We start from the raw sequence: 10,356 nt of genomic DNA on the forward strand, positions 1-10,356 counted from the left end.
GTAGTTTGTGGGCACCCCTAGGACTTTCAGGAGGTTGGCCGTGGCCGATCTGTCGCAGATCGTGAAGGCGTACGACGTACGCGGAGTGGTTCCGGACCAGTGGGACGAGACGCTGGCCGCACACTTCGGCGCCGCCTTCGCGGACGTGACGGCGGCCACGGCCATCGTCGTCGGCCACGACATGCGGCCCTCGTCCCCGGCCCTCTCCCGCGCCTTCGCGCGCGGCGCGGCGGACCGCGGCGCGGACGTCGTCGAGATCGGCCTGTGCTCCACCGACCAGCTGTACTACGCCTCCGGCACGCTGGACGTCCCGGGCGCCATGTTCACGGCCTCCCACAACCCGGCCCAGTACAACGGCATCAAGATGTGCCGCGCCGGCGCCGCCCCCGTCGGCCGGGACACCGGCCTGACGCAGATCCGCGAGCTGGTCGAGCGCCGGCTGGCCGAGGGCGCCCCGGAACCCGTGGACCGGCCGGGAACCCTCACCGCGCGCGAGACGCTGGAGGACTACGCGGCGCACCTGCGCTCCCTGGTCGACCTCGGCTCCATCCGCCCGCTGAAGGTCGTGGTCGACGCCGGCAACGGCATGGGCGGCCACACGGTCCCGCCGGTCTTCGCCGGCCTGCCCCTGACCCTCGTCCCGATGTACTTCGAACTGGACGGAACCTTTCCCAACCACGAGGCCAACCCGCTCGACCCGGCCAACCTCGTGGACCTGAGCAAGCGGGTCCCGGTCGAGGGCGCCGACCTCGGCATCGCCTTCGACGGCGACGCCGACCGCTGCTTCGTCGTGGACGAGAACGGCGACCCGGTCTCCCCGTCCGCGATCACCGCCCTGGTCGCCGCCCGCGAACTGGCCCGCAACGGCGGCGAGGGCACCGTCATCCACAACCTGATCACCTCCCGCACGGTCCCGGAGGTGGTGCGCGAGAACGGCGGCACCCCGGTCCGCACCCGGGTCGGCCACTCCTTCATCAAGGCCGAGATGGCCCGCACCGGCGCCATCTTCGGCGGCGAGCACTCCGCGCACTACTACTTCAAGGACTTCTGGAACGCCGACACGGGCATGCTGGCCGCCCTGCACGTCCTCGCGGCCCTCGGCGAGCAGGAGGGCCCGCTGTCCTCCCTGGTCGCGCAGTACGACCGCTACCGCGGTTCCGGCGAGATCAACTCCACCGTCGCCGACCAGTCCGGGCGCCTCGCCGCGATCCGCGCCGCGTACGAGGGCCGCGCCGGCGTCACCCTGGACGACCTCGACGGCCTCACGGTGGCCGCCGCCGACTGGTGGTTCAACGTCCGCCCGTCCAACACCGAACCCCTCCTCCGGCTGAACGCCGAAGCCACGGACGAGGCCACGATGACCCGGGTCCGCGACGAGGCACTGGCGATCATCAGGGGCTGAGCGGCCCGCCCAACGGCGGTACGCTGACCAGGCTTGTCCACCGACCCACATCCGCCTCCGAAGGGACATCCCATGGCGCTCGAAGCCGGCCTCCTGGAGATCCTCGCCTGCCCGGCCTGCCACGCCCCCCTGACGGAGCAGGACACCGAGCTGATCTGCGCCGGCCAGGACTGCGGCCTCGCCTACCCGGTCCGCGACGGCATCCCCGTCCTGCTGGTCGACGAGGCCCGCCGCCCCGGGTGACCGGCTCCGTCACGTCGTAGCACCCCAGGATCCCCGGCGACCGGAGGCTGCCGCCCATGCTGGACGAATCGCTGCTCGACACCCCGGAGGGCCTCGCCGAGGCCGACCGCCGAGGTCTGCTGCGCGGCGCGGCTGAGGCCGGCGCCCGCGTCCGCACCGCCGCCCGGCACGCCGCCGAGGCCGGCATCGGCGAGCTGAAACCGGACGGCCGCCCCCGCGCGGTCCTCATCGCGGGCCCCGGCGCCGCCGCCACCCACACCGCCGACCTCCTCGGCACGCTGGCCGGCCCCGGCAGCCCCGTCGTCCGCCTCGCCCCCTCCGGCGTCGCCCCGGCCGCGGGCGCCCTGCGCTGGGAGCTCCCCGGCTGGGCCGGTTCCGTGGACCTGCTGCTCATCGCCACCCCGGACGGCACCGAACCGAGCCTCTCCCTCCTCGCCGAGCAGGCGTACCGCCGCGGCTGCTCCGTCGTCGCCGTGGCCCCGGCCGGCACCCCGCTCGCCGACGCGGTCGCCGGCGCCCACGGCCTGTTCGCCCCGATGGCGACGACGCCCTACGACCAGGAGGAGCCGCTCGCCGCCTCCTCCCCGGGCGTCTTCTGGGCGCTGCTGACCCCGCTGCTGGTGCTCCTGGACCGGGTCGGTCTGCTCGCCGCCCCGCCGGACACCCTGGAGAAGGTCGCCGGCCGGCTGGACCACATCGCGGAGCGCTGCGGCCCCGCCATCGCCACCTACAGCAACCCGGCCAAGACCCTCGCCGCCGAACTCGCCGACGCGCTGCCGCTGGTGTGGACGGAAGGCACCTCGGCCGGTCCGGCGGGCCGCCGGTTCGCCGCCGCCCTCGCCGAACTCGCCGGCCGCCCCGCCCTGGTCGCCGAACTGCCCGAGGCGCTCGCCGCGCACAGCGCCCTGCTGGCCGGCCCGCTCGCCGCCAGCGCCGACCCGGACGACTTCTTCCGCGACCGCGTGTCGGAGCCGCCCGCGCTGCACGCGCGCGTGGTGCTGCTGCGCGACCGGCCGAGCGGCGGCATCAGCGCGGCCCCCGCCGCCCGTGACATGGCCCTCAGCCACGACACGCCCATCAGCGAACTCGAACCGGAGGAGGGCGGCGATCTGGAGACCCTCGCGGAACTGATCGCCGTCACGGATTTCGCCGCCGTTTACCTGGCGCTCGCTTCCGGGGCCTGATCTGACTCCAGGCCGGCCGCACGCGCCGGCCGGCCCGCGCACGTACGGAGACAGAGAAGACACATGGACCGCCTCGACAACACCATCCGGCCCTACGCCTGGGGCTCGCCCACCGCCATCCCGCGGCTCCTGGGCGTCGAGCCGACCGGCCAGCCCCAGGCGGAGATGTGGATGGGCGCGCACCCCGGCGCCCCGTCGCGCACCCCGCGCGGCACCCTCGCCGAGGTCGTCGAGGCCGCCCCGGAGCGGGAACTCGGCGCCCGCGCGGTCGCCCGGTTCGGCCCGCGGCTGCCGTTCCTGCTCAAACTCCTCGCCGCCGGCGCCCCCCTGTCCCTCCAGGTGCACCCGGACCTGGAACAGGCCAGGGCGGGGTACGCCGACGAGGAGCGGCGCGGCATCCCGGCCGACGCCCCGCACCGCAACTACAAGGACGCCAACCACAAACCCGAACTGCTCTGCGCCCTCACCGCGTTCGACGGCCTGTGCGGCTTCCGCGCCCCGCTCCAGGCCGCCGGCCTGCTCGACGGACTCGGCGTCGGCTCCCTCACGCCGTACGTCGACCTGCTGCACGCCCACCCCGAGGACGCGGCGCTGCGCGAGGTCCTCACCGCGGTCCTCACCGCCGACCCCGAGGAGATGGCCCGCACGGTCGCCGAGGCCACCGCCGCCTGCACCCGCCTCGGCGGCGCCTACGCCCCCTACGCCGAGATCGCCCACCACTACCCGGGCGACCCCGGCGTCATCGCGGCCATGCTCCTCAACCACGTCCGGCTGCAGCCCGGCGAGGCCCTGTACCTCGGCGCCGGCATCCCGCACGCCTACCTCGGCGGCCTCGGCGTCGAGATCATGGCCAACTCCGACAACGTCCTGCGCTGCGGCCTGACCCCCAAGCACGTCGACGTCCCCGAACTGCTGCGGATCGTGCGCTTCGCACCGAGCGACCCGGGCGTGCTGCGCCCGGAGGCCTCCCCGGACGGCGAGGAGGTCTACGAGACGCCGACCGACGAGTTCCGCCTCTCCCGCTACGTCCTGCCCGAGGGCGGCTCCACCCACGACCTGACCCGGGACGCCCCGCAGATCCTGCTCTGCACGGCCGGCGCAGTCCGGGCGGGCACGGACGAGCTGCGCCCCGGCCGGTCGGTCTTCGTCCCGGCCGGCGAGAGGACGGAGATCTCGGGCGCGGGCACGCTCTTCCGCGCCACCGTGACCGTATGACCGTATGACCGGGCATGACCGGGCATGACCGGGCCTGAGGACAGGCGGCCGTCCGGCTGACCGGACGGGTGGACACCTGACGCTCCGGTGCCCGGCCGGGCTGCAAGAATGGCCCACCGGCAAAGGCCGGGCAAAACCGGGTACCCGCCCGGACGGACGAGGCCGGCAGAGGCGAAGGGACAACGCGGACACATGAGCGCGTCAGGCGGTACCAAGGCGATCGTGGCGGCACTCGGCGCCAATCTCGCGATCGCGGCATCGAAGTTCGTGGCGTTCGCGTTCAGCGGCTCCTCCTCGATGCTCGCCGAGGGCGTCCACTCGCTCGCGGACTCCGGCAACCAGTTCCTGCTGCTCGTCGGCGGCAAGAAGGCCCAGCGCGAGGCCACCCCGCAACACCCGTTCGGCTACGGCCGCGAGCGCTTCATCTACGCCTTCCTCGTCTCGATCGTGCTCTTCTCCATCGGCGGCATGTTCGCGATCTACGAGGGCTACGAGAAGATCCGCAACCCACACGAACTGGAGCACTGGTACTGGCCGGTGGGCGTCCTCCTCTTCGCGATCGTCGCCGAGGGCTTCTCCTTCCGCACGGCCATCAAGGAGTCCAACGTGACCCGCGGCGCGCTCTCCTGGAAGGAGTTCATCCGCCGCGCCAAGGCCCCCGAGCTGCCCGTCGTCCTCCTGGAGGACTTCGGCGCGCTCATCGGTCTGGTCCTCGCCCTCGGCGGCGTCGGCCTCGCCCTGCTCACCGGCGACGGCGTCTGGGACGGCATCGGCACCCTCTGCATCGGCGTCCTGCTCGTCCTGATCGCCCTCGTCCTGGCCGCCGAGACCAAGTCGCTCCTGCTCGGCGAGGCCGCGGGTCTCGACGTGGTCCGGCAGATCGAGGCCGCGATGGTCGACGGCGCCACCGTGCCCCGCATCATCCACATGCGCACCCTGCACCTCGGCCCCGAGGAACTGCTGATCGCCGCGAAGATCGCCGTCCGGCACGACGACACCGCGGCCGAGGTCGCGACCGCCATCAACGCCGCCGAGACCCGCATCCGCGCCGCCGTCCCCATCGCCCGCGTCATCTACCTGGAACCGGACATCTACAGCGAGACCGAGGCCGCCAAGGGCCCCGACCCGGAGGCCACCCCGGGCGGCCCGGCCCCGCACGCCACCGGTCACTGACGGCCGTGCCGGCCGTCGCCCGTCCGGCCGCGCCGCCGACGCCTCCCGCGGCCGGAACACCCCGCACCCGGCCCCGGAAAGACGCCGGGATCACCGAGACGGACTGGGGACGACCGGGCCGTCCGGTGTAGCTTGGGACGGAGCCAGACGTCGCTGCTGATGGCGGTCGGGCGGTCCCGTACGGACCGGCCGAGGGAGAGAGGGCCTCCGACGGACTGCGCTGCGCGCACGCGGGCATGCCTGTGCCCTCTTCTCGGGCACCCCTGTGTCCGCCGCCGCGCAGACCAGCCGTACCCACCTCGACCCAACCCCCGAGGAGCAGCTCGCAATGACGACTGTCGACAACCGGCAGGACTTCAAGGTCGCCGATCTCTCGCTGGCCGAGTTCGGCCGCAAGGAGATCACCCTCGCCGAGCACGAGATGCCCGGCCTGATGGCGATCCGCAGGGAGTACGCCGAGGCGCAGCCGCTGGCCGGCGCCCGTGTCACCGGCTCCCTGCACATGACCGTGCAGACGGCCGTGCTCATCGAGACCCTGGTCGCCCTCGGCGCGCAGGTCCGCTGGGCCTCCTGCAACATCTTCTCCACCCAGGACCACGCCGCCGCCGCCATCGCGGTCGGCCCGGAGGGCACGCCGGACGACCCGCGCGGCGTGCCGGTCTTCGCCTGGAAGGGCGAAACGCTCCAGGAGTACTGGTGGTGCACCGAGCAGGCCCTGACCTGGCCGGACAGCCCCACCGGCGGCCCGAACATGATCCTGGACGACGGCGGCGACGCCACCCTCCTGGTGCACAAGGGCGTGGAGTACGAGAAGGCCGGCGAGGTCCCCTCCGTGGAGACCGCCGAGTCCGACGAGCACCGCGTCATCCTGGAGCTGCTGCACCGCACGCTGGGTGAGAACCCGCAGAAGTGGACCCAGCTCGCCTCCGAGATCCGTGGTGTCACGGAGGAGACCACGACGGGCGTCCACCGGCTGTACGAGATGCAGCGCGACGGCGTCCTGCTGTTCCCGGCGATCAACGTCAACGACGCCGTCACCAAGTCGAAGTTCGACAACAAGTACGGCTGCCGCCACTCCCTGGTGGACGGCATCAACCGCGCCACCGACGTCCTGATCGGCGGCAAGACCGCCGTGGTCTGCGGTTACGGCGATGTCGGCAAGGGCTGCGCGGAGTCCCTGCGCGGCCAGGGCGCCCGGGTGATCGTCACCGAGATCGACCCGATCTGCGCCCTCCAGGCCGCGATGGACGGCTACCAGGTCACGACCCTGGACGAGGTCGTCGACAAGGCCGACATCTTCATCACCACGACCGGCAACAAGGACATCATCATGGCCTCGGACATGGCCAAGATGAAGCACCAGGCGATCGTCGGCAACATCGGCCACTTCGACAACGAGATCGACATGGCCGGCCTCGCCAAGATCCCCGGCATCGTCAAGGACGAGGTCAAGCCGCAGGTCCACACCTGGAAGTTCCCCGACGGCAAGGTCATCATCGTGCTGTCCGAGGGCCGCCTGCTGAACCTGGGCAACGCCACCGGCCACCCGTCGTTCGTGATGTCCAACTCCTTCGCGGACCAGACCCTGGCCCAGATCGAGCTGTTCACCAAGCCCGACGCCTACCCGATCGGCGTCTACGTGCTGCCCAAGCACCTCGACGAGAAGGTCGCCCGCCTCCACCTCGACGCCCTCGGCGTCAAGCTGACCCAGCTGCGCCCGGAGCAGGCCGCGTACATCGGCGTGGACGTCGACGGCCCCTTCAAGCCGGACCACTACCGCTACTGAGCCGGTGCTCCGGTAGCCCGGACCACCGGGGGAGTGCGCCGGCGCACCGGCGCACCCCTCCCGGCGGCTCCGGCAGCAGGTCCCGTGAGGCAGGCCCCCGCACCCCCGTGCCGGGGGCCTGCCCCGTTGGCCCCACGACCCACCGCTTCCGGCCGGACCAGCCGTCAAGACCCAGGACACCCATGCCCCGCGGCCGCTATTCGCTCCACGATCCGCACGATCACACCCCTCTCGCGGAAGAGCACTTCCAGTGCGCCCCCGGCCCGTCCGGCTGGCGCTACGTCTCCCGGCTGACCGGCCCGTCCGGCGATCACCTGGGCTCGGTCGACCTGGCCCTGGACGACCTCGGCCGCCCGCTCCGTCTCGAACTGCACGCGGGTGACTGGCAGGTGCGCGGCGCCGCCCTCGACGGCGTCACCTGGGTCCGCACCGACCCCGCCGGCCTGCACGCCACCGAAGGCCAGGTGCGCGCCCACGCCTTCACCGGCACATCCCCCGCGTTCCTCGTCGCCACCGCCCGGCTGCTGCGCCTCACCCCCTCGTCCGCCGCGACCCGCGTACGCCTCGTGGCCCTCACCGGACCCGTCCTCGCCCCCCGCACCGTGGACCAGTCCTGGGCTCTGGTGAACAGCGAAGCACACGCCACTGACAACGGCCCCCTGACCGTGGACGCATACCAGGTCACCGCCCTGGACACCGGCGAGCAGTACGCCGTGCACCTCGCCGGCGACGTGGTCCTGGCCGCGCCCGGCATCGAACTGGAGGACCTCCAGTCACCGCCGTCGCGCTTCGACTGAGCCCGGCACCGCGCCCCGCCTATCCAGGCGGCGCGAACCCGGTGGCCGGGGGCCCGCTCCGCGACGCGTCCCGTACCGCTTCGTTCCGCCCATCCGGCGCCGTATCCCGCGGCGGCTGGTACGCGGCCGGGGCGGCGGAGGAGTCCCCGGAGGGATACGGCCCATAGGCCCCCTGCCGGTCACCGGACCGCGGGACGTGAGGTTCCTGAGGCTGCTGCGATCCCTGAGGCTCCTGATGCGCGGCCGGCGCGGTCGGCGGGCCGAAGACGCCGGCCGGTACTCCGCCCGGGCCGAACGCCTGCCGGGCCTCACGGGACTGCCGCTCGTGCAGCACGGCTGCCAGGAAGGCGGCCGGAGGCAGCTCCGGCGGCACCCGAGCCCCCGCCCGCCCCGCGAGATCGTCCGCCAGCCGTCGCGCCATACCCGCCGACACGCCCGGATCGAGCTGTCCCATCCGGGTCAGGTACTGCCGGACGGCCAGCCACAGCCCGTCCGGCACCGCCGACAGGTCAAGGCCGGCGAACCGCCCCGCGAGCCACGGCGGCGGAGGCGGCACGAAGCCGGTCCGCCCGGCGGGCACACGCTCCCGTACGACCAGGGTGCCCGCGAACACGTCGCCGAGCCGCCGCCCGCGCGCCGACACCAGCGAGGCGACACACGCCACCACACCGAGCGTCATCAGGATCTCGACCACCCCGACGGCGCCCCGCACCAGCGCCTGCCGGAACCGGATCGGCCCACCGTCGTCCCGCACCACCCGCAGCCCGAACGCCAGCTTCCCCAGCGAACGCCCATGGCTGAGCGTCTCGACCGCGACCGGCCCGCCCACCAGCACCAGCAGGAACGCCGCGATCGACACCGCCACCTGCGCCGCCTCGTCCAGCGACGCCGTCGCCGCCACCAGCACCATGAACACGACGATGTACGCGGCCATCGCCGCCGCCAGATCGAGCAGCACGGCCAGCGCCCTGCTCGGCAGCTTCGCGGGCCGCAGTTCGAGCGCCACCGCCTCACCGGTCACCAGCTCACTCACGCCCGCCGCCCTTCCCTGGTCCGCCCCCTGGACCGCAAGTCTGCCAAGCTGTGGGCGCGCCGCACCGCAGTACGACAAGCTGACAGCCAGTACGAGCACCACGACGAGCCGTGGACGATCAGCCGAGGAGCAGGCAGACCCGATGGACCTGGACGTCTTCGTCTCCGTACACCGGGCCGAATGGGACCGGCTCGACGTACTGCTCCGCCGCCGGCGCCGGCTCACCGGCGCCGAGGCGGACGAACTCGTCGCCCTCTATCAGCGCACCGCCACCCACCTCTCCCTCATCCAGTCCAGCGCTCCGGATCCGTACCTGACCGGACGGCTCAGCCAGCTCGTGGCCCGCGCGCGCAACACCGTCGCCGGCACCCGCCGCGCCTCCTGGCGGGACGTCACGGGCTTCCTGCTCCGCGGCTTCCCGGCCGCCGTCTACCGCGCCCGCCACTGGTGGGTGCCCACGGCGCTCGTCTCCACCGCCGTCGCGGTCCTGCTCGGCTGGTGGATCGGCACCCATCCCGAGGTGCGGTCGTCCATCGCGGCCCCCGGCCACCTGCGCGAGCTGACCCGCCCGGGCGGCGAGTACGAGACCTACTACTCCAGCCATCCCGCGGCCGCCTTCGCCGCCCAGGTGTGGACGAACAACGCCCAGGCGGCCGCTATGTGCCTGGTCCTGGGCGTCTTCCTGGGCCTGCCCGTACTGTGGATCCTCTTCCAGAACATGCTGAACCTGGGCGTGGGCTTCGGCCTCATGTCCTCGGCGGGCCGCCTCGGCACCTTCCTCGGCCTGGTCCTGCCGCACGGCCTCCTCGAACTGACCGCGGTCTTCGTCGCGGCCGGCACGGGACTGCGCCTGGGCTGGACGCTGATCGATCCCGGCCCGCGCACCCGGCGCGCCGCGCTCGCGGAAGAGGGGCGCGCGGCCATCGGCATGGCGATCGGCCTCGCCCTGGTCCTGTTCGTCTCCGGGGCCATCGAAGGCTTCGTCACGCCCTCCGGCCTGCCCACCTGGGCACGCATCGGCATCGGGATCGCGGCCGAGCTGGCGTTCCTGGCGTACGTCTACGTGCTCGGAGGGCGTGCGGCACGCGCGGGTGAGACGGGCGATCTGGAAGCGACGGACCGCAGCGCGTCCGTCCCCACGGCCGCCTGACACCCGCCGGATGTGCGTCCGGCCCCGGTGAGCTGCTAGTGTCCTCTTCGCCCCGCAAGAGCCGTTGACACGGAGGGAGTGGGGAGGTAGATTCTATGAGTTGCCTGGAGCTGGACAAAGCGCACGGGCAAGGGTTAGAATCTACTTAGCTTCTCGGGAACGCCGTGAACGGCATTCCGCGAAAGCATCCCCCGATTACTCAGAAATGAGCGGCCGGTCAGACCGGCCAAGAACTTCTGATAAAGTCGGAACCGCCGGAAAGGGAAACGCGGAAGCGAGAACCTGGAAAGCACCGAGGAAATCGGATCGAGAAAAGATCTGATAGAGTCGGAAACGCAAGACCGAAGGGAAGCAGCCCGGAGGAAAGCCCGAG

Annotated in this window: 9 protein-coding genes; 8 read left to right on the top strand and 1 reads right to left on the bottom strand. The window is 72.7% G+C overall.

Going from position 1 to position 10,356, the window contains the following annotated elements; genetic code table 11:
• The first annotated feature begins 34 nt into the window (after positions 1–34).
• The 7 genes from ACZ4SV_RS34955 to ACZ4SV_RS34985 all read left to right on the top strand — a co-directional run bounded on the left by ACZ4SV_RS34955 (position 35) and on the right by ACZ4SV_RS34985 (position 7,800).
• Positions 35–1,402: a phosphomannomutase/phosphoglucomutase gene (locus ACZ4SV_RS34955; protein ID WP_468010568.1), complete on the top strand. Its 1,368-nt coding sequence runs from the start codon at positions 35–37 to the stop codon at positions 1,400–1,402.
• A gap of 72 nt (positions 1,403–1,474) precedes the next feature.
• On the top strand, positions 1,475–1,645 hold the full coding sequence (locus ACZ4SV_RS34960) for a Trm112 family protein (protein ID WP_365880882.1): 171 nt from the start codon (positions 1,475–1,477) through the stop codon (positions 1,643–1,645).
• Between the two features lie 56 nt (positions 1,646–1,701).
• Positions 1,702–2,829 (top strand): SIS domain-containing protein, encoded by a 1,128-nt coding sequence (locus ACZ4SV_RS34965; RefSeq protein WP_468010574.1) that lies wholly within the window; start codon positions 1,702–1,704, stop codon positions 2,827–2,829.
• 63 nt (positions 2,830–2,892) lie between these two features.
• Entirely contained in the window at positions 2,893–4,044 is a 1,152-nt protein-coding gene (gene manA, locus ACZ4SV_RS34970; RefSeq protein WP_468010578.1) for a mannose-6-phosphate isomerase, class I, read from the top strand.
• A gap of 192 nt (positions 4,045–4,236) precedes the next feature.
• On the top strand, positions 4,237–5,217 hold the full coding sequence (locus ACZ4SV_RS34975) for a cation diffusion facilitator family transporter (protein ID WP_365880876.1): 981 nt from the start codon (positions 4,237–4,239) through the stop codon (positions 5,215–5,217).
• A 328-nt stretch (positions 5,218–5,545) separates the two neighbouring features.
• On the top strand, positions 5,546–7,003 hold the full coding sequence (ahcY, locus tag ACZ4SV_RS34980) for an adenosylhomocysteinase (protein ID WP_397938089.1): 1,458 nt from the start codon (positions 5,546–5,548) through the stop codon (positions 7,001–7,003).
• A 182-nt stretch (positions 7,004–7,185) separates the two neighbouring features.
• The gene (locus ACZ4SV_RS34985) at positions 7,186–7,800 is read left to right on the top strand and encodes a hypothetical protein (RefSeq protein ID WP_365880872.1); all 615 of its coding nucleotides are present in this window, start codon (positions 7,186–7,188) and stop codon (positions 7,798–7,800) included.
• Positions 7,801–7,819: 19 nt separating this feature from the next.
• Here ACZ4SV_RS34985 and ACZ4SV_RS34990 read toward each other — a convergent pair whose 3' ends face one another.
• Positions 7,820–8,833, bottom strand: a complete 1,014-nt coding sequence (locus tag ACZ4SV_RS34990; protein ID WP_468010586.1) for an RDD family protein — start codon at positions 8,831–8,833, stop codon at positions 7,820–7,822.
• Positions 8,834–8,975: 142 nt separating this feature from the next.
• On the opposite strand from ACZ4SV_RS34990, the gene ACZ4SV_RS34995 reads away from it, so the two are divergent.
• Complete coding sequence (locus tag ACZ4SV_RS34995) at positions 8,976–9,983, top strand: stage II sporulation protein M (protein WP_468010590.1); 1,008 nt, start codon at positions 8,976–8,978, stop codon at positions 9,981–9,983.
• The last annotated feature ends 373 nt before the right edge of the window (positions 9,984–10,356 follow it).

The sequence above is a fragment of the Streptomyces sp. NPDC027672 genome, from assembly GCF_055566335.1.

Coding starts and splice junctions, on each gene's coding strand:
- ACZ4SV_RS34960 (WP_365880882.1), top strand. CDS start 1,475: ATGGCGCTCGAAGCCGGCCTCCTGGAGATCCTCGCCTGCCCGGCCTGC.
- ahcY (WP_397938089.1), top strand. CDS start 5,546: ATGACGACTGTCGACAACCGGCAGGACTTCAAGGTCGCCGATCTCTCG.
- ACZ4SV_RS34975 (WP_365880876.1), top strand. CDS start 4,237: ATGAGCGCGTCAGGCGGTACCAAGGCGATCGTGGCGGCACTCGGCGCC.
- manA (WP_468010578.1), top strand. CDS start 2,893: ATGGACCGCCTCGACAACACCATCCGGCCCTACGCCTGGGGCTCGCCC.
- ACZ4SV_RS34985 (WP_365880872.1), top strand. CDS start 7,186: ATGCCCCGCGGCCGCTATTCGCTCCACGATCCGCACGATCACACCCCT.
- ACZ4SV_RS34965 (WP_468010574.1), top strand. CDS start 1,702: ATGCTGGACGAATCGCTGCTCGACACCCCGGAGGGCCTCGCCGAGGCC.
- ACZ4SV_RS34995 (WP_468010590.1), top strand. CDS start 8,976: ATGGACCTGGACGTCTTCGTCTCCGTACACCGGGCCGAATGGGACCGG.